The following is a 17,165-nucleotide window of genomic DNA, read 5'->3' as shown; positions in this document are numbered from 1 at the left end:
GGTGGAAGATGCGTTGAGGGTGGATACGAGCCTGTTCATAGCGCTGCTAAACCCAGCAATCGCGCTCGTGCTGTCGGCGGCCTTCGTTGGTCTGTGGTTCTATCTGCGTCAGCGCCATCTGGCGCTCCTGGCTGCCGGCTACGGTTTGTCGGCGGTCGGGTTTGTCCTGCAATCCTTCCCCTTTCCGACGGGGTTCGGCATCACCCGAGCCCTCGCAGGCGCGACGTTTTCGCTGGCAGCCTGCCTAGTCGGGGCAGCAGTCGTCCTGCGTTTCGGCCGGTCCAGAAGTTTCCCCATCATAGGCGTGCTGGCCGCTCTCGGTTTTACCGCCCAGATGTGGTTCATGTTCGTCGACGCGGACCTCACCAGGCGCATCCTGTCACTGAATTTCGCCTTCGGGGCGATTTGCCTGTTGGTCGCAGCCGACCTTTGGCCAAGCCGGGCGCGTAGCATGGCCGAGTATTTCCTGTTTGGAATGGCGATACTGACGGCAATGAACTTCATCGTCCGGCCGCCGGTCGTCATGGCCATATACGGGCCGATCAGCCCCGAAAATTTCTACAACTCGGTTTATTGGCGTTCGGCGATGCTGTCGCATGCCTTGTTCGCGCTTTTGATCTCGCTTTGTGTGTTTGCCGCCGCCGCACTCGATATGGTTTCGGGATTGAGGCAAGTGTCGCAGACGGATTCACTGTCGGGCCTGCTCAACAGGCGCGGCTTCGACCTGGCCGCGCAGAGGCTTCTCGGCCAGTGCGGAACCAGCAAATGCCCGGTTACACTGGTGCTTGCCGATCTCGATCACTTCAAGTCGATCAATGACCGTTACGGCCATGCTGTCGGCGACCGCGTGATCGCCGCCTTCGCCGAAAAGCTGCAGGCGGCGGCTTCAGGCGCGCGCGGAGTTGCGGGGCGTATCGGCGGGGAAGAATTCGCCGTGCTCCTGCCATGGGCGGACCTTGCCGGGGCACGCCTGCTTGCCGAAGCGGTCCGCGTCCTTTTCTCGACCGGCGATACGGAAGGCTTCCCGCATGGATTGCGGGTAACGGCGAGCTTCGGCGTCGCCGCCAGGACCGGGGATGAGCAACTCGATCTTCTGATGCGCAGGGCCGACGAGGCGCTTTACAAGGCGAAGCAGAACGGCCGCAACAGCGTGCGCATGTCCTACGAGCGCTCGGTCGAGGTTTTGCCCGCCGCCTCGGCAAACAGGTGATTGACAGCGCCGAAAAGTGCCGGCGTTAACGTGTTCTTGGTGCGTCGATGTTTTTGTTGACGACCGACGCATGAGAACGAGATGACGAGCGCAAACTTCATTCTGGCCATCAACGTCTTCGTGGCCGCGCTTCTCGCTGCCTCCTTCATGGTTCTGGCAGCCGGCGGCGCGCGGCGTACCGCGGCGCACTGGCTGGCGTTCAGCTATATGCTCGGCATCGGCTATTTGCTCATCGAGTTCAGCATACCGGTATTCCGCGACGCTCACCTGCCGGTCACTGTCGCGTTCGCCGTCTTTCTTGCCGCGACCATCGCCTTCAATGTCGGACTGGCGCACAACTACAATTTGCGGCAGCACTGGCAATTGATGCTGTTCTTTCTCGCGGCGGCAACCTTTGTCGTCTATCTGGTGCAGGACCAGCCGCGCCAAGCGCTGACGCGCATGATGGCTTACCAGCTTCCCTATGCCGCCATGCAAGCCGTGGCGCTCGCCATCGTGTGGTCGTCGAAAAAGCGCCCAGGCGCGCTCGACCGGCTGCTGATGGTCGTTCTGGCCTTGAGCGTCCTGCAATTCGCCAGCAAGCCCTTCCTTGCGCATGCGCTCGGCGGCTGGGGCGCGAACCCGCAAAGCTACCTGCAAAGCAGCTATGCGATGGTGTCGCAAACGATGGGTACGATCTTCACCCTGGCCATCGCGTTGCTGATGCTGGGCATCCTGGTGCGCGACGCACTTGCGGAAGCGACTTTCAAGTCCGAGGCGGACGCTTTGTCTCGGCTGCTCAATCGCGGTGGTTTCCAGGCACATGCCGGCCTGGCGCTTCGAACGGCCAGGAAGCAGGGGATTCCGGTGTCGTTGGTGCTGGCGGATCTCGATCACTTCAAGACGATAAACGACAGTTTCGGCCATGCATCGGGCGATCGCGTCATCGAGGCCTTTGCCGGGTTCCTGCGCGGCACCGTCACGCATCACCACATTGTCGGCCGCATCGGCGGCGAAGAATTCGCCATCCTTTTGCCGGGCACCAACCTGACGTCGGCACGACTGTTCGCGGAGGGCATACGCAGCGCCTTCAGCGCCTTGCCCATTGAGGGGCTGCCGAAGACCCATCGCTGTACGGCAAGCTTTGGCGCCGCTGAACTCCAGTTGGAAGAAGGCCTCGCCGATCTGATGCGGCGGGCCGACGAGGCGCTCTATGGCGCCAAGAAAGCCGGGCGCGATCAGGTTAGAGTTTCAGGCGGTCCGCTCAGTCTCGTCCAGCCGCCCGCCGAGCCGCCCGGCTGGAATTTCAACGGCAAGGGCTAAGCTGCGGCATCTCGCCGTCCGAGAGGCCATACATGTAGCTGCGCCCCTTCACCAACACAGGCGGGCGATAGCAATCCTGCGCTGCTCCGGCACGGATGTGTTCATTGAAATGGATCACCCCCGGTTCGCCGGTCGCCGTGTAATTGGCCAACTTCCTGGCCATATGGCCTTCGCCGACAAGGATGCGCTTATAACCAGCGGCGCTGTCGATGACGAGGTTGCCGAACGAATCGGCATAGACATGGTCATGATGGCGTGACCAAGCGTCCGCCGGCGAGGAATAGCCGACGGCAAGCAACGTTGTCACCGCGAGGCTGGATAGGCCAAAGCTCAAACGCATGCTGCTGCTCCGTGTTAGAGGCAAGCCTCCTCGAATCAGGAGATTAACGATTTCTTAACCATTGTTAAGAGACTGGCCAGGCAGCGGCGCGGCTTTCGCAAAAATGGTTAATGGCCGGCATCCATGGCAAAGCTTGGGGTAGATCGCCAGGCCCCCTTGATCGCCAGGACCCCACGCGGGTAAGTTCGCGCTTCTGGAGGATATTGCATGGCGTTATGCCTAGCGGCACGGGTGGCGATCACGCTGTTGCCAATCATTGTCTGTTCGGCGTGCGTTTCCGATCCGGGAGCCAAGGCAACGGACAAATCCCTTAAGGCTGTTTCTGCGGACGGTTCGCAGGCGGTGGCGATCGTTACGGAAGAGGAAGTCTCGCAACCTGGCACGGCGACCTACAACTGTGCCGACGGGGGCATGATGACCATCCAGAATCTCGGTGCTTCGGTGCGCATTCTGGGGCCGGATGGTGTTGCCGAGGAACTGCAGGCCTCGCCCTCCAACCAGCGCAGCCGGTACGGTCAGGCGCACGACGCGATCGTTCTCGATGGACGCGAGGCGCTGGTGGTCAAGGCCGGCCAGACGCCATTGACCTGCATGCGATAAGGGAATTCTCCCCAGTTAAGAAGTTATCCTACGAATATAATTCTGTCCTTCAATCGTTTGAAGCGCCGACAAGCGATTTAGTCAGACTAAATTATGAATCGGAAACGGTTTTCTGACTTTGACGCGGTGCAAAAAGAGTTCTAGAAACCGGCCATCCAAAGTCGCATCTGAAACTGCGGTGGCGCATTTGCACTGCAGCACAGGGTGCCGAACGGGGGAGCCATGAGCCAATCACAAGCCACCCGCGCGCCGGCGAAGCCACGCCCGCTTTCGCCGCATCTGTCCATCTATCGGCCGCCGATCACTATGACGACGTCGATCCTGCATCGCATCACCGGTGCAGCGCTCTATGTCGGTACGTTGCTGGTCGCCTGGTGGCTGATCGCCGCTGCGGGGCCGCAATCCTACTTCGATTTCGTCAACGGCATTTTCGGATCATGGTTCGGTCGTCTCGTGCTGCTTGGTTATACGTGGGCGCTTATGCTCCACCTGCTGGGCGGCGTGCGCCATTTCGTCTGGGATGCGGGCGCCGGCCTGGAAAAGCACACGGCCTCGAAGATCGCTTGGGCATCGCTGGTCGGCTCCGCCGTGCTGACGCTGGCGATCTGGGTGGTCGGCTACTACGTCCGGGGGGCCTGACATGAGCGGCAACAATATCGACATGCGCACCCCAATGGCCAAGGTGCGAGGCCTCGGTTCCGCCCGTGAAGGCACCCTTCACTTCTGGCGGCAACGCCTGACAGCCGTTGCCCTCGTTCCGCTGACCCTGTTCTTCGTCGGCTTCCTCGTCTGCATGAACGGCGCAAGCTATGACGAGGTCCGCGCAGCCATCAGCCACCCGGCGGTAGCGTTGATCCTCATGGTCATGATCGTCTCGGGGCTGATCCACATGCGGCTCGGCATGCAGGTCGTTATAGAGGACTACGTCCACGGCGAGGGCTGCAAGCTGGCGCTGCTCATGCTCAATACTTTCTTCACCATAGCGGTCGGCGTAGCCTCGATCTTCGCCCTCGCCAAGCTGTCATTCGGAGGCTGAGCCTTGGCCAAGGACGCAAAGAACGCGGGCGGCGCTTCCGCCTATACCTATGTCGATCACAAGTTTGACGTCGTCGTCGTCGGCGCGGGTGGCGCGGGGCTTCGCGCCACGCTCGGCATGGCCGAACAGGGGCTGAAGACCGCCTGCATCACCAAGGTTTTCCCAACGCGGTCGCACACGGTGGCAGCCCAGGGCGGGATCGCCGCCTCGCTGTCCAACATGGGGCCGGACAGCTGGCAATGGCACATGTACGACACCGTCAAGGGGTCGGACTGGCTGGGCGACATGGACGCGATGGAATATCTGGTGCGCCAGGCGCCGGCCGCCGTCTATGAACTCGAACATTACGGCGTCCCCTTCTCGCGCACCGAGGAAGGCAAGATCTACCAGCGCCCGTTCGGCGGCCACATGATGAACTATGGCGACGGCCCGCCCGTGCAGCGCACCTGCGCTGCCGCCGACCGCACCGGCCATGCCATCCTGCACACGCTTTACGGCCAGTCGCTGAAGCACAAGGCGCAATTCTTCATCGAGTATTTCGCGCTCGACCTGATCATGGAAGACGACGGCACCTGCACCGGCGTCGTCGCCTGGAACCTCGACGACGGCACCATCCATCGCTTCTCGGCCAAGATGGTCGTCTTGGCGACGGGCGGCTATGGCCGCGCCTTCTTCTCCGCCACCTCGGCCCATACCTGCACCGGCGACGGCGGCGGCATGGCAGCTAGAGCGGGTCTCCCGCTCCAGGACATGGAATTCGTGCAGTTCCACCCGACCGGCATCTATGGCGCCGGCTGCCTGATCACCGAGGGCGCGCGCGGCGAAGGCGGCTATCTCGTCAACTCCGAGGGCGAGCGCTTCATGGAGCGCTATGCGCCGTCCGCCAAGGATCTGGCCTCGCGCGACGTGGTTTCGCGTTGCATGACGCTGGAAATCCGCGAAGGTCGCGGCGTCGGCAAGAACAAGGACCACATCTTCCTGCATCTCGACCATCTCGACCCGGCCGTGCTGCATGAACGGCTGCCCGGCATTTCGGAATCGGCGCGCATTTTCGCCGGCGTCGACCTGACCAAGGAGCCGATCCCCGTGCTGCCGACGGTCCACTACAATATGGGCGGCGTGCCGACCAACTATTGGGGCGAAGTGCTGAACCCGACCAAGGCGGACCCGGACCGGGTGTCGCCCGGCCTCATGGCCGTCGGCGAGGCCGGCTGCGCCTCGGTGCACGGTGCCAACCGGCTTGGTTCCAACTCGCTGATCGACCTCGTCGTCTTCGGTCGCGCCGCTGCGATTCGCGCGGGCGAAGTGGTGGACCGCGCTTCGGCAGTACCTTCCCTCAACCTGGCGGCGGCCGACAAGATCATGGACCGCTTCGACCGCCTGCGCCACGCCAACGGCAAGACGCCGACCGCCGTCATCCGCGAGCGGATGCAGCGCGCCATGCAGGAAGACGCCGCCGTGTTCCGCACCCAGGAATCGCTGGAGAACGGCTGCAAGCGGATTTCGCAGATCTGGGGCGAGTTGAAGGACATCAAGGTCTATGACCGCTCGATGATCTGGAACTCGGACCTCGTCGAGACGCTGGAACTGGAAAACCTGATGGCCAACGCCATCACCACCGTCTATGGCGCGGAAGCCCGCAAGGAAAGCCGCGGCGCGCATGCGCGCGAGGACTTTGCCGACCGCGACGACGCCAACTGGCGCAAGCATACGCTGGCGCACCTGAGCGAGGACGGTAAAGTCTCGCTCAGCTATCGCCCGGTTCACACTGAACCGCTGCTGAAGGAAGAAGACGGCGGCATCAGCCTCGCCAAGATCGCGCCCAAGGCGCGGGTGTATTGAGGATCGCAATCCATGGTCGAACTCGCACTCCCCAAGAACTCGCAGATCAAGCAGGGCAAGACCTGGCCGAAGCCCGAGGGTGCCACCAATCTGCGCGAATACCGCATCTACCGCTGGTCGCCGGATGACGAGGAAAACCCGAGCATCGACACCTATTTCGTCGACATGGACGATTGCGGGCCGATGGTCCTGGATGCGCTCTTGTACATCAAGAACAAGATCGATCCGACGCTGACGCTACGCCGCTCCTGCCGCGAGGGCATTTGCGGTTCCTGCGCCATGAACATCGACGGCTCGAATACACTTGCCTGCACCAAGGGCTGCGACGAGATTTCCGGTGCGATCAAGATCTACCCGCTGCCGCATATGCAGGTGGTCAAGGACCTGGTGCCCGACCTCACCAATTTCTACGCCCAGCACGCCTCGATCGAGCCTTGGCTGCATACGGTTTCGCCGGAACCCGCCAAGGAATGGCTGCAGAGCCACGAGGACCGCGAAAAGCTTGACGGCCTCTACGAGTGCATCCTGTGCGCCTGCTGCTCGACCTCCTGCCCGAGCTACTGGTGGAACGGCGACCGCTATCTCGGCCCGGCAACGCTGCTGCAAGCCTATCGCTGGCTGATCGACTCCAGGGACGAGGCCAAGGGCGAGCGGCTGGACAATCTTGAAGACCCGTTCCGGCTCTATCGTTGCCACACCATCATGAACTGCGCGCAGACCTGCCCCAAGGGCCTCAATCCGGCCAAGGCGATCGCCGAGATCAAGAAGATGATGGTCGAGCGGCGGGTCTGACGGCGATCGCTCTTTTTGCTTGCGCGCCTGCGGCAACGCGGCAGGCGATGATGATCGAGCGGCGGGCCTGATCGCCGGTCGAGCTTAAGCCGTCCGGGCCGCCGCAGCGGCAGGACGGTCCGGACGAAACAGGCGGTAGGCCCGATAGCCGGCAACCAGAAACAACAGCAGCAGCATTGCCTGAACCGCCAGGAAAGGCGGCTCTGACCCGTTTGGCGCCAGCGCCTTCAAGGCGGGCACTTTCTGGAACATCTGCGCAACGAGCACGAATACGTTGAAGTAGAGCGAGAGCACGGCTGTGACAACGTATACGCCGCGCCAGCGCCCGGTCATGCGCCGGCCATATCGTGCATAGAAGACAGCGATCAGCACGAAAATCGAGATTATCCCGACGCTGACTGCCGGTGTGAAGCCGTTGAGCGGAAACAGAAAGCCGGTGAGGGTCGTCGCCAATGTCGTCACAAGAAAAATGAAGGTAAGGAGGCTCATCTTCTGCGACGACATAAGTCCGTATAGGACGATGACGCCGGTTCCGATGGCGACGAGGCTCACAAGCACATGGAATGTTTGAAGCGTTGATACACCGAAGAACATTGTCCCCTCCTGCATCATTGGAAACAGGACACACCCAATTCAAGCGATTGTCCAGCAGCGTGCAGCATGTCTTGCCGTCGACAGCGACCTTCGTGTAGGGGATTGCGCATGAACGAAACGTCTGAACTTCCCCTTCTTAACGCCGTCGAAGCCCGCATTCTGGGCTGCTTGATCGAGAAGAAGGAGTTGACGCCGGATGTCTATCCGCTGTCGCTCAACTCCGCCCATGCCGCCGCCAACCAGAAGACGGCGCGCGACCCAGTAATGGCGCTGGAACCGGTCGAGGTGCATAGGGCCTTGAAGCTGCTCGAGCAGAAAGAACTTGTGCGTCAGGCCTTCGCTTCTCGCGTCGAGCGCTACGAACACACCATGGCGCAGCGCTTTTCGTTGACAACGGCGCAGACGGCGCTGGTCGGCCTTTTGTTGCTGCGCGGTCCGCAGACGGTGCCCGAACTGTTTGTGCGCAGCGAGCGTATGGCGCGGTTCGCATCGGCCGACGATTTGCGCGGCGAACTCGATATGCTGATTGGCCGCAGGCCCGCGCTGGTGAAGGAAATAGGTCGTGGTCCCGGCCAGCGCGAAGACCGCTACGCGCATCTTCTTGCCGGACCGGTCGAACTTGCGGCAGTCGCCACGCCAACCAGAACACCTTCGTTCGCGGCTTCGTCCGATCTTGAAGCGCGCGTCGAGGCGCTCGAGGAAGAGGTGGCAACGCTGCGCGCGCGCCTCGACGCCCTGACTGCCGAACAGTCATAAATCGAAACGTGAGAAGCAGCGCCTCTTGCAGCGCTGCGTCTGTGCAGAAATTTACGCCAGCTTGGCGTCGAGCGTCACGTTGATGGCGCCAAGCGCTTTCGACACCGGGCAGCCGGCCTTGGCCTTCTCGGCCAGTTCCTTGAACTTGGCGGCATCGATGCCGGGCACCGTGCCGACGACGGTGAGCGCGCTGCCGGTGATTCCGGTGCCGGGCACCAGCGTGACCACTGCGGTTGCATCGAGCTTCTCGGCCGTGGTGCCGTTCTCGGCCAGGAAGTGGGAAAGCTGCATGGCGAAGCATCCGGCATGGGCAGCCGCGATCAATTCCTCGGGATTGGTACCCGTTTTGCCGCTTTCGTCCTCGAAGCGGCCCTTGAAGGAATAAGGCTGCTTGCTGAACACGCCGCTTTGCATGTCGAGGGTGCCGGCACCTTCCTTGAGGGTGCCTTTCCAGACGGCGTTTGCGTGACGGTCCATGGTATTCTCCTTATCTGTCGGTGGCCGAAAGCGGCCAGTACGGCCTATATCCACGATAGTGCACGTCGTTGTTGATGCAAGGCAAACAACGGGCACTGGGTCAGCTATTGGCAGACGTCCACCCACTGCGCATTGGTGAGTGCGGCCATCCGCTCGGGTGCCAGCCGAACCGCAGCGTTGGTGGCGCCTGCCGCAGGCACCACTTCGTCGAAGGAACGCAGCGAAGCATCGCAATAGACAGGCAGCGGCGCAGGCAAGCCGAACGGACACACTCCACCGACCGGATGGCCCGTCACTTCCATGACCTGGTTCGTATCCAACATGCGGGCCTTGGCGCCGAACCGGTCGCGGAACTTGCGGTTGTCGATGCGTGCCATGCCGCCCGCCACAACCAGCATGATCGTGTCGCCGGCGCGCAGGCAGATCGTCTTGGCGATCTGTGCCGGCTCGACGCCATGGGCCTGGGCGGCGAGTGCTACGGTCGCCGAGCTTTCTTCGGTGACGATGACTTCAATCTCGGGAGCGTGGGCGGCGAAAAAAGCGCGAACGGATGAAAGAGACATGCACGAACCTTGCTTGGATATGAAAACTTCGGGGAAGGGCGCTGCCCTCAGATGGCTTCGCCCTTCAACAGCCGCGGGGTTTCGCCGGACAGGCCCGAGGCCTGGCGGATGAAGAACTCCTTCAGGCGAGGCAGGCGTTCGACAATGCCGAGGCCGATGTCGCGCACCGTGCGCACTGGGGCAATGTCGTTCGAGAACAGGCGGTTGAGGACGTCGGTGGTCACGCCCATCTGGACGGTGTCGAAGCGCCGCCATTGCTGATAGCGCTCAAGCACATCGAGCGCGCCGATGTCCTGGCCGAGCCGGTCGGCCTCGACGATCACCTCGGCCAGTGCCGCGACGTCCTTGAAGCCGAGATTGAGGCCTTGGCCGGCAATCGGATGAATGCCGTGAGCGGCATCGCCGGCAAGCGCGATGCGCGGTGCGACGAAGGCCCGGGCCAGCGTCAGGCCGAGTGGCCAGGCGCGCGGCTTGTCCTCGACCCGGATCTCGCCGAGCTTCAGCCCGAAGCGGCGTTCGAGTTCCGCCTCGAAGACGAGGTCGTCGCCGCTCACCAGCTTGTCGGCATCCTCGGTGCGCTCGACCCAGACCAGCGATGAGCGATTGCCTTTCAGCGGCAAGGTGGCAAACGGACCGGCGGGCAAAAAGTGCTCCTCTGCGAGGCCGTTGTGCGGCCGCTCGTGGGCAACTGTGCAGACAATGCCCGACTGCCCATAACTCCAATGCACGGTCTTGATGCCTGCCAGGTCGCGCAACTTCGATTTGACGCCATCGGCGGCAACGAGCAGGCGCGCTCTCAGCGTCGCCCCGTCGGCAAGATGAATGGTGACGCCGCCGCCGTCGGCCTCGAAGTTGCGAACCCCTACGCCTTCGATGATGTCGATGCCGAGTTGGCCGGCGCGCTTGCGCAACGCACCGTTGAGGTCGCGGTTGGCAACCATGTGAGCAAAGGGCTCGCCGGGAGCAACTTCGCCGTCGAAAGTCAGGAACACCGGCCGCACCGGGTCGGCAGTGCGCGAATCGGTGATCACCATTTCGGTGATCGCCTGGGCTTCCGGGGCAAGGTCGTCCCACACGCCTAACCGGTCGAGCATGCGGCAGGCGGCGGCGGCGATTGCCGAGGCACGACCGTCCTTCTGCCACACGCCTGCAGGTGCTGCATCCACCACGGCAACGGCCAGGCTTGGTCTTGCCTGCTTCAGCGATACCGCTGCGGCAAGGCCGGCGTAGCCCGCGCCAGCCACCAGTATGTCCAGCTTGGCCTGGCCTTTGCCCATTGCCTTGCGTTCAGCCATTGCCAAAACCTTTCGTGTTGCCGGCGGCAGCATATGCAGCCTTGACGAGTTGCCATTCCTGTCCGACACCGGCCCGGATCAATCGCGCCAAAGGCACAAACATGACGGCAGCCATGGACGAGCTTCTAAGCATACTCGATCTCGAACGGCTGGAACACAACCTGTTCCGTGGTCGCAGCCCCGAGACCGACTGGCAGCGCGTATTCGGCGGCCAGACCATCGCCCAGGCACTGGTTGCCGCACAGCGCACGGTCGAACCGGAGCGGCACGTGCATTCGCTGCACGGCTATTTCATGCGCCCCGGCGACACCAAGCTGCCGATCGTCTACGAGGTCGATCGCATCCGTGACGGCGGCTCCTTCACCACGAGGCGCGTGGTGGCGATCCAGCACGGCAATGCGATCTTTTCGCTGGAAGCCTCATTCCAGCGCGACGAGCACGGGCTGGAGCATCAGGTGCCGATGCCCCTGGACGTGCCGCCCCCCGACAAGCTCCTGTCGCAGCGCGAGCTGATCGGGAAATTCGGCGAGGCCGTGCCTGAAGGCATCCGCCGCTACTGGGAGCGCGACCGGCCGATCGAGATGAAGCCGGTCATGCTCAAGCACTATACGAGCCGCGAGAAGCTGGAGCCGAAACAGAACATCTGGATCCGCACCAGCGGCCCGGTGCCGGCAGACCGCGCCATCCAGGCAGCGGTGCTGGCCTATCTGTCGGACATGACATTGCTCGATACCTCGACCTTTGCGCATGGCCGTGCCATTTTCGACCGCGATATCCAGGCAGCCAGTCTTGACCATGCTATGTGGTTCCATCGGCCGCACGCTCTCGACGACTGGATCCTCTATTCGCAAGACAGCCCTTCCACGCAAGGCTCGCGCGGCTTCACGCGGGGCTCGTTGTTTGCCCGCGATGGGACGCTGGTTGCGTCTGTGGCTCAGGAAGGCCTGATCCGGCTGAAGCGGTAGCCTGTTTTTTAGGCAATCAACCGAAGCTGCTTATTAATTTAGCATTTGAATTGCTGCGCCTGCGAGCCAGCTGCGGCCACAGATAGAATTACATCAGCGAAAACAGCCTTTTAACTCTAGCGCCCAGCAATTGGCACGGAGCTTGAATGCTCGTGGATGCCCGCCGGTTCACATGGATCGGCTGGGCCACGTGCAACGCGGGGACCCGCACAAGCAGAGGGTAAGAGCCGATGAAAATCGTGATGGCTGTCATCAAGCCGTTCAAGCTCGACGAGGTGCGCGAGGCGCTCACTGCCATCGGCGTACAAGGCCTGACCGTCACCGAAGTCAAAGGCTACGGGCGTCAGAAAGGGCACACGGAAATCTACCGCGGCGCGGAATACGCAGTGAGCTTCCTGCCGAAACTCAAGATCGAGGTCGCGGTCGACAGCGACATTGCCGACAGCACCGTCGAGGCTATCCGCAATGCCGCCAAGACCGGCCAGATCGGCGACGGCAAGATCTTCGTATTCGGCATCGAGCAGGCCGTGCGCATCCGCACCGGCGAAACAGGCACCGACGCGCTCTGAGCGGTCGGTCGATATGCAAATGGAGAGATCAATGAAAATTCCTTCCACCTTCAAGCGTGCGGGAATGCTGGCCCCGTTCACTGCCTGGGCGTTCGGGTCCGCCGTGGCATTTGCCCAGGAAACCGCACCGGCGGCAGCGGAAGCAGCGGCTCCGGTTTCGGCGCTCGACACGGGCAACACGGCATGGATGCTTTTATCGACCGTCCTCGTGCTGTTCATGATCCTGCCAGGCCTTGCCCTTTTCTATGGCGGTCTGGTTCGTTCAAAGAACGTGCTGTCGATCCTCATGCAATGCACGATGATCACTGCGGTCGTCATCGTGGTCTGGGTTTTGTGGGGCTACTCTTTCGCTTTCGGTGGCGGCACCAGCCCTTATTGGGGTGGCCTCGGCAAGGTATTCCTCGCAGGCGTCACGCCGGCCTCGGAATCGGGAACGATCCCCGAATTCGTGTTCATCTGTTTCCAGATGACCTTTGCCTGCATCACGCCGGCACTCATCGTCGGCGCTTTCGCCGAGCGGGTGAAGTTTTCCGCCGTCATGCTGTTTGTGGTGCTGTGGGTCAGCCTGGTCTATTTCCCGATCGCGCATATGGTCTGGGATGCCAACGGCCTGATCTTCGGCTGGGGTGCGCTCGACTTTGCCGGCGGCACCGTGGTCCACATCAATGCCGGCATTGCCGCGCTCGTCGGTGCGCTGCTGATCGGCAAGCGCAAGGGCTATGGCCGCGACAACATGGCCCCGCATTCGATGCCGTTCACGATGATCGGCGCCTCGATCCTGTGGGTCGGCTGGTTCGGCTTCAATGCCGGCTCGGCGCTGGCGGCCAACGGCATCGCTTCGCTCGCCATGATCAACACCTTTACCGCGACCGCCGGCGCAGCCATCGCGTGGGCCGTCGTGGAAACGGTCGCGCGCGGCAAGGCCTCGATGCTGGGCGCGGCCTCCGGTATCGTAGCCGGGCTGGTGGCGGTGACGCCGGCGGCTGGTTTCGTCGGTCCGGTCGGGGCGATCGCGCTCGGCGCCATCGCTTCGGTCGTCTGTTACTATTTCGTCGCCTCGGTGAAGATCAAGCTTGGTTATGACGATGCGCTGGACGTGTTCGGCGTGCATGGCATCGGCGGCATCGTCGGGGCTCTGGGTACCGGCGTCTTCGCCTCCGCCTCGCTGGGCGGGGTCGGCTATGCCGACGGCGTGACCATGGGCGGCCAGGTATGGACGCAACTGCTCGCCATTGTCGTCACGGTCGTCTGGTGCGGCGTCGTGTCGGCGGTGCTCTACAAATTTGTCGATCTGGTGATCGGCCTGCGCCCGGCAGCGGACGTCGAATCGCAGGGTCTCGACATCACCTCGCACGGAGAAGTGGCCTACCACTCGTCATGAGCGGCTGGCCAGCCGGGCCATCCCCTCAGGGTTTCCTTCGATTGACTGCCCTTTGGCCCGGACTTGTTCCGGGCCTTTTTTGACCGGCTGCAAGCGCGCACATTCAACAAAAACACGAAACAGCTTCGAATCGATTGGAGGGAGTTCCCTCTTGCGCGCATGGCGCAAGGGGAAGAAGTTGCGCCATGGTCGGGGTTGGAGGACGCCAAGGAACGCGGTGGTCCCTGAAAATAGCGCAGGGCAATCGATGTTCGGCCCCGTTGGCAACGTCAGTTCATATGCATTGATCCAGGCGGATGTCGGCCATGCCGGCGCTCCGCGGAGACGCTGGCTGCATACCCTGCCGCCGCATTGAGGCACGAGAGGAGGAGCAGCAATGCTCGAAGCGTATTTCAAGCTGAAGGAGGAAGGCTCGTCAGTCCGCACCGAGGTGATCGCGGGCGTCACCACCTTCCTGACGATGTCCTATATCATCTTCGTCAATCCCGAGATCCTGTCGACCACCGGCATGGACCGCAATGCGGTATTTGTCGCGACTTGCCTGGCCGCCGCGCTCGGCTCGCTGATCATGGCACTGGTGGCGCGTTGGCCGATCGGCATGGCGCCCGGCATGGGGCTGAACGCGTTCTTCGCCTTTACCGTGGTCGGGGCCATGGGTTTCACCTGGCAGCAGGCGCTGGGCGCCGTGTTCATTTCCGGCATGATCTTCCTGCTGTTGACCGTGACTGGCGTGCGCAGCTGGCTGATCGCGGGAATCCCGCATTCCATGCGCAGCGCCATCGCGGCAGGTATCGGCCTGTTCCTGGCCATCATCGCGCTGAAGAGTTCCGAGATCGTGGTCGACAACCCGGCGACCCTGGTGGGTCTTGGCGACATGACCAAGATCGGGCCGCTTCTCGCCATTGCCGGCTTTTTCATCATCGCCGCGCTGGATTCGTTGAAGGTACGTGGCGCCATACTGATCGGCATCCTCGTTATCACTGTCCTTTCCATGGCGCTCGGCGTCAGCCAGTTCGGCGGCATCGTGTCGATGCCACCCTCGATCGCGCCGACCTTCCTCCAACTCGACATCGTCGGCGCGATGCACAGCGGGCTTGTGCATGTCATCCTGGTGTTTGTGCTGGTCGAGGTCTTCGATGCGACCGGAACGCTGATCGGCGTCGCCAAGCGCGCAAAACTGATCGAGGAAGGCAGACCAAACCGGCTCGGCCGCGCCCTGTTGGCCGACAGCACCGCCATCGTCGCCGGTTCGCTGCTCGGCACGTCCAGCACGACCGCCTATGTGGAAAGCGCATCCGGCGTGCAGGCCGGCGGCCGCACCGGGCTGACCGCACTGGTGATCGCCGTGCTGTTTCTCGCGGCGCTGTTCTTTTCGCCGCTCGCGGGCTCCGTTCCCGTCTATGCAACGGCACCGGCACTGCTTTATGTCGCCTGCCTGATGATGCGCGAACTGGTCGAGGTCGAATGGGCCGAGATTACCGAAGCAGCACCTGCCGCCCTGACGGCGCTGATGATGCCGTTCACCTATTCCATCGCCAACGGCCTTGCTTTCGGCTTCATCAGCTACGCCGTGCTGAAGACGCTGACCGGCCGCGCCAGCGATGTCCACCCGGCAACATGGCTGGTTGCCGCGCTGTTCGTCATCCGCTTTGCGATGGTGGGCGAATAACCCGGCCATTGGAGAACAGGCCCGGATTCATCCGGGCCTGTTCCAGATTCTTGCCGGACTATTGGTGGTTGGAGCGCCTGGGTTTTCCATGATAGGGCACGGCCATGATTGAGGGCATCATGGACCGGCAGAAATTCGCGCACGCCATTCGCAAGGCGATATCCGACCGGGATGCCGGTTCCCCTGCCGAACGACAGAAAGTCTATGCCGCGGCCCGCATGGCCCTTGGCAGGCAATCCAACGGCGGAACCGGCGCATCGGCGGCGATGGACGAGATCATCAGCGCGATCGAAGCCTCTCATGCGCCCAAACCGGAGCCGAAGGTGCCTGTCGCAGCCGCGGCCCAGGGCATCAGGCGGCCCTGGCTGACGTTCGGCACCGGCGTCGTGCTGGGTGCATTCGTCGTGACCTTGAGCATATGGGCGCTCACGCCTCCGGCGCAGTCTGACCAGGCCGCGGAGGTGCTGGAACGCCAGTATCGCAACGGGCTTTCGCAAATCCCGGTCGCCGTCGAATTTCTACGAAAGGTTTCCGACGCGGTCATCGGCATGCAGAAGACGGATCGTGCCGGTCTCGAGGCCAAGGCGTCGAAAAGCTTCGTTGCCTTGTCGGACCTCGATCCGGCGCTGGCCATGCAGATGCCGGCCTCACTGCCGCAGGGGAGCGCCATCGTCGTGCAGGCGAATGGCTTCGATTTCAAGATCCTGTTCAACTGGACGTTGTGCGGCGCGGTGCGGGTCGCACAACCCGAAATGGTCGATCATGTCCGCAGCCCTGTCGACGTGCTCGGCTGCCCCTATTTCGGTCTCTGGACGCCCGCTGCGGCGAATTGGTAGTCTTTCGCCTGTTCTCGGCCGACCCTCTCGGATGTGCCGGCATATTGGACCAGTCCGGCGTGGCCTCAAAGGCAAGCTATTGAAATCGTTGAATGGCACCCCACCTATGTCCTGCGGCGGACCTGAAATGGTGATCGCCTGGCCGGCGCTGGCTTCCTCCCACTGAGACGCGAGCCGCGCCGGCCCTCAATTCAATTGTCTCGTTCTTTGCCGTCGGGCCACATTCTAGCGATCGGCGGCGCGAAAGTTGGCCCGCGTGGCGCATCGCACCGAAAAGTGGGATCCGATTTTCGGAAAATACGATTCCAAAACAAAGAGATAGACATTGGTCCGCCAGTCGAGACCGGGCGGGCCAATGAATGCAGAGCGTGATCTTGTCAGGCTGGCAGGGCGCGGCGCTTGGCGAAAATCCACGCCATCAAGATCGCGCCGAGAATGACGACGATGGAACCGACCTTCACCAGCGTATCGCTGCCGCCACCGTCAACCATGGCCTTGCCGGCAACTAGGAGAACAGCCCCGATCTCGTAAAGCCAGAACTGGACGATTGCCAGGCGCGACTGCCCCATGCCGGGATACTGACAGTAAATGAGGCCGAACAGCACTGAAGTTGCAAAGCCGACAAGGTTGAAATGAGCGTGGCTGTTGGCAAAGTTGAACTGTTGGGAAATCCCCATCCAGATGCCGAAAGCCATACCCAATACCAGCCATATCAGGCCAGCCAGAATGTAAAAGTCACCAATTTTGCGCATGAATACCCCCAAAGCGTTTTGCGAACGGCAAAGGCTACGCCTGCGAATATTCTGCTACAACCATATTTGAATAGGAAAGCACCGGAATTTGCTTGGTCCAGATCCCTGAAGCCTCTTCAAGTTCTTTGCAGCCGTGAACGGCCTGTACGGCAGCGGTAACGCGCAACCCGCGACCGTTGTGAAGCG

At 62.2% G+C, this 17,165-nt stretch carries 19 protein-coding genes; 13 read left to right on the top strand and 6 right to left on the bottom strand.

Annotated features, from left to right (window positions below; genetic code table 11):
• Positions 1 to 19: 19 nt before the first annotated feature.
• Positions 20 to 1,210 carry a sensor domain-containing diguanylate cyclase gene (locus ASD64_RS00980; RefSeq protein WP_056099289.1) on the top strand — a complete coding sequence of 397 codons (1,191 nt, stop codon included), beginning with the start codon at positions 20 to 22 and terminating at the stop codon, positions 1,208 to 1,210.
• Between the two features lie 81 nt (positions 1,211 to 1,291).
• Entirely contained in the window at positions 1,292 to 2,512 is a 1,221-nt protein-coding gene (locus ASD64_RS00975; RefSeq protein ID WP_056099286.1) for a sensor domain-containing diguanylate cyclase, read from the top strand.
• Here the strand turns inward: ASD64_RS00975 and ASD64_RS00970 are convergent.
• Positions 2,496 to 2,852 carry a hypothetical protein gene (locus ASD64_RS00970; RefSeq protein WP_056099283.1) on the bottom strand — a complete coding sequence of 119 codons (357 nt, stop codon included), beginning with the start codon at positions 2,850 to 2,852 and terminating at the stop codon, positions 2,496 to 2,498. The genes ASD64_RS00975 and ASD64_RS00970 overlap by 17 nt on opposite strands.
• Before the next feature lie 207 nt (positions 2,853 to 3,059).
• On the opposite strand from ASD64_RS00970, the gene ASD64_RS00965 reads away from it, so the two are divergent.
• The 5 genes from ASD64_RS00965 (at position 3,060) to ASD64_RS00945 (ending at position 7,122) form a co-directional block, all read left to right on the top strand.
• Positions 3,060 to 3,452, top strand: coding sequence for a hypothetical protein (locus ASD64_RS00965; RefSeq protein WP_056099278.1), 393 nt, complete (start codon positions 3,060 to 3,062; stop codon positions 3,450 to 3,452).
• Between the two features lie 222 nt (positions 3,453 to 3,674).
• Entirely contained in the window at positions 3,675 to 4,091 is a 417-nt protein-coding gene (sdhC, locus tag ASD64_RS00960) for a succinate dehydrogenase, cytochrome b556 subunit (RefSeq protein WP_056099275.1), read from the top strand.
• Position 4,092: 1 nt separating this feature from the next.
• Complete coding sequence (sdhD, locus tag ASD64_RS00955) at positions 4,093 to 4,488, top strand: succinate dehydrogenase, hydrophobic membrane anchor protein (protein WP_056099272.1); 396 nt, start codon at positions 4,093 to 4,095, stop codon at positions 4,486 to 4,488.
• Positions 4,489 to 4,491: 3 nt separating this feature from the next.
• Complete coding sequence (sdhA, locus tag ASD64_RS00950) at positions 4,492 to 6,330, top strand: succinate dehydrogenase flavoprotein subunit (protein WP_056099270.1); 1,839 nt, start codon at positions 4,492 to 4,494, stop codon at positions 6,328 to 6,330.
• Positions 6,331 to 6,342: 12 nt separating this feature from the next.
• Positions 6,343 to 7,122 (top strand): succinate dehydrogenase iron-sulfur subunit, encoded by a 780-nt coding sequence (locus tag ASD64_RS00945; protein ID WP_056099267.1) that lies wholly within the window; start codon positions 6,343 to 6,345, stop codon positions 7,120 to 7,122.
• Between the two features lie 84 nt (positions 7,123 to 7,206).
• Here the strand turns inward: ASD64_RS00945 and ASD64_RS00940 are convergent, their stop codons facing one another.
• On the bottom strand, positions 7,207 to 7,716 hold the full coding sequence (locus ASD64_RS00940) for a hypothetical protein (protein ID WP_056100157.1): 510 nt from the start codon (positions 7,714 to 7,716) through the stop codon (positions 7,207 to 7,209).
• A 108-nt stretch (positions 7,717 to 7,824) separates the two neighbouring features.
• On the opposite strand from ASD64_RS00940, the gene ASD64_RS00935 reads away from it, so the two are divergent.
• Positions 7,825 to 8,472 carry a YceH family protein gene (locus ASD64_RS00935; RefSeq protein ID WP_056099264.1) on the top strand — a complete coding sequence of 216 codons (648 nt, stop codon included), beginning with the start codon at positions 7,825 to 7,827 and terminating at the stop codon, positions 8,470 to 8,472.
• A 51-nt stretch (positions 8,473 to 8,523) separates the two neighbouring features.
• On the opposite strand, the gene ASD64_RS00930 is transcribed toward ASD64_RS00935, so the two are convergent.
• The 3 genes from ASD64_RS00930 to ASD64_RS00920 all read right to left on the bottom strand — a co-directional run bounded on the left by ASD64_RS00930 (position 8,524) and on the right by ASD64_RS00920 (position 10,807).
• Positions 8,524 to 8,949, bottom strand: a complete 426-nt coding sequence (locus ASD64_RS00930; RefSeq protein WP_056099261.1) for an OsmC family protein — start codon at positions 8,947 to 8,949, stop codon at positions 8,524 to 8,526.
• Between the two features lie 104 nt (positions 8,950 to 9,053).
• Complete coding sequence (locus tag ASD64_RS00925; protein ID WP_056099257.1) at positions 9,054 to 9,512, bottom strand: YbaK/EbsC family protein; 459 nt, start codon at positions 9,510 to 9,512, stop codon at positions 9,054 to 9,056.
• A gap of 47 nt (positions 9,513 to 9,559) precedes the next feature.
• Entirely contained in the window at positions 9,560 to 10,807 is a 1,248-nt protein-coding gene (locus ASD64_RS00920; RefSeq protein ID WP_056099253.1) for a ubiquinone biosynthesis hydroxylase, read from the bottom strand.
• A gap of 101 nt (positions 10,808 to 10,908) precedes the next feature.
• Between ASD64_RS00920 and tesB the strand changes: the two genes are divergently transcribed.
• The 5 genes from tesB to ASD64_RS00895 all read left to right on the top strand — a co-directional run bounded on the left by tesB (position 10,909) and on the right by ASD64_RS00895 (position 16,227).
• On the top strand, positions 10,909 to 11,772 hold the full coding sequence (gene tesB, locus ASD64_RS00915; protein WP_056099250.1) for an acyl-CoA thioesterase II: 864 nt from the start codon (positions 10,909 to 10,911) through the stop codon (positions 11,770 to 11,772).
• Between the two features lie 230 nt (positions 11,773 to 12,002).
• Positions 12,003 to 12,341: a P-II family nitrogen regulator gene (locus tag ASD64_RS00910; RefSeq protein WP_056099245.1), complete on the top strand. Its 339-nt coding sequence runs from the start codon at positions 12,003 to 12,005 to the stop codon at positions 12,339 to 12,341.
• 31 nt (positions 12,342 to 12,372) lie between these two features.
• A complete protein-coding gene (locus ASD64_RS00905) occupies positions 12,373 to 13,722 on the top strand; it encodes an ammonium transporter (RefSeq protein ID WP_056099244.1) in 1,350 nt (449 codons plus the stop codon).
• A gap of 376 nt (positions 13,723 to 14,098) precedes the next feature.
• A complete protein-coding gene (locus ASD64_RS00900; RefSeq protein WP_056099240.1) occupies positions 14,099 to 15,391 on the top strand; it encodes an NCS2 family permease in 1,293 nt (430 codons plus the stop codon).
• A 104-nt stretch (positions 15,392 to 15,495) separates the two neighbouring features.
• Positions 15,496 to 16,227, top strand: a complete 732-nt coding sequence (locus ASD64_RS00895) for a hypothetical protein (protein WP_056099238.1) — start codon at positions 15,496 to 15,498, stop codon at positions 16,225 to 16,227.
• A 377-nt stretch (positions 16,228 to 16,604) separates the two neighbouring features.
• On the opposite strand, the gene ASD64_RS00890 is transcribed toward ASD64_RS00895, so the two are convergent.
• Positions 16,605 to 16,979, bottom strand: coding sequence for a hypothetical protein (locus tag ASD64_RS00890; protein WP_056099235.1), 375 nt, complete (start codon positions 16,977 to 16,979; stop codon positions 16,605 to 16,607).
• Positions 16,980 to 17,165 lie beyond the last annotated feature (186 nt).

The sequence above is a fragment of the Mesorhizobium sp. Root157 genome (assembly GCF_001427385.1).
Taxonomy (GTDB): Bacteria; Pseudomonadota; Alphaproteobacteria; order Rhizobiales; family Rhizobiaceae; genus Mesorhizobium.
This window is presented reverse-complemented; position numbering and strand designations above follow the sequence as displayed.

Bases quoted from the DNA above. Each gene is read 5' to 3' on its own strand.
- sdhD (WP_056099272.1), top strand. From the start codon at position 4,093: ATGAGCGGCAACAATATCGACATGCGCACCCCAATGGCCAAGGTGCGA.
- ASD64_RS00935 (WP_056099264.1), top strand. From the start codon at position 7,825: ATGAACGAAACGTCTGAACTTCCCCTTCTTAACGCCGTCGAAGCCCGC.
- ASD64_RS00930 (WP_056099261.1), bottom strand. From the start codon at position 8,949: ATGGACCGTCACGCAAACGCCGTCTGGAAAGGCACCCTCAAGGAAGGT.
- ASD64_RS00940 (WP_056100157.1), bottom strand. From the start codon at position 7,716: ATGTTCTTCGGTGTATCAACGCTTCAAACATTCCATGTGCTTGTGAGC.
- ASD64_RS00900 (WP_056099240.1), top strand. From the start codon at position 14,099: ATGCTCGAAGCGTATTTCAAGCTGAAGGAGGAAGGCTCGTCAGTCCGC.
- ASD64_RS00970 (WP_056099283.1), bottom strand. From the start codon at position 2,852: ATGCGTTTGAGCTTTGGCCTATCCAGCCTCGCGGTGACAACGTTGCTT.
- tesB (WP_056099250.1), top strand. From the start codon at position 10,909: ATGACGGCAGCCATGGACGAGCTTCTAAGCATACTCGATCTCGAACGG.
- sdhC (WP_056099275.1), top strand. From the start codon at position 3,675: ATGAGCCAATCACAAGCCACCCGCGCGCCGGCGAAGCCACGCCCGCTT.
- ASD64_RS00910 (WP_056099245.1), top strand. From the start codon at position 12,003: ATGAAAATCGTGATGGCTGTCATCAAGCCGTTCAAGCTCGACGAGGTG.
- ASD64_RS00905 (WP_056099244.1), top strand. From the start codon at position 12,373: ATGAAAATTCCTTCCACCTTCAAGCGTGCGGGAATGCTGGCCCCGTTC.
- ASD64_RS00925 (WP_056099257.1), bottom strand. From the start codon at position 9,512: ATGTCTCTTTCATCCGTTCGCGCTTTTTTCGCCGCCCACGCTCCCGAG.
- ASD64_RS00895 (WP_056099238.1), top strand. From the start codon at position 15,496: ATGATTGAGGGCATCATGGACCGGCAGAAATTCGCGCACGCCATTCGC.
- ASD64_RS00920 (WP_056099253.1), bottom strand. From the start codon at position 10,807: ATGGCTGAACGCAAGGCAATGGGCAAAGGCCAGGCCAAGCTGGACATA.
- ASD64_RS00890 (WP_056099235.1), bottom strand. From the start codon at position 16,979: ATGCGCAAAATTGGTGACTTTTACATTCTGGCTGGCCTGATATGGCTG.
- ASD64_RS00945 (WP_056099267.1), top strand. From the start codon at position 6,343: ATGGTCGAACTCGCACTCCCCAAGAACTCGCAGATCAAGCAGGGCAAG.
- ASD64_RS00965 (WP_056099278.1), top strand. From the start codon at position 3,060: ATGGCGTTATGCCTAGCGGCACGGGTGGCGATCACGCTGTTGCCAATC.
- ASD64_RS00975 (WP_056099286.1), top strand. From the start codon at position 1,292: ATGACGAGCGCAAACTTCATTCTGGCCATCAACGTCTTCGTGGCCGCG.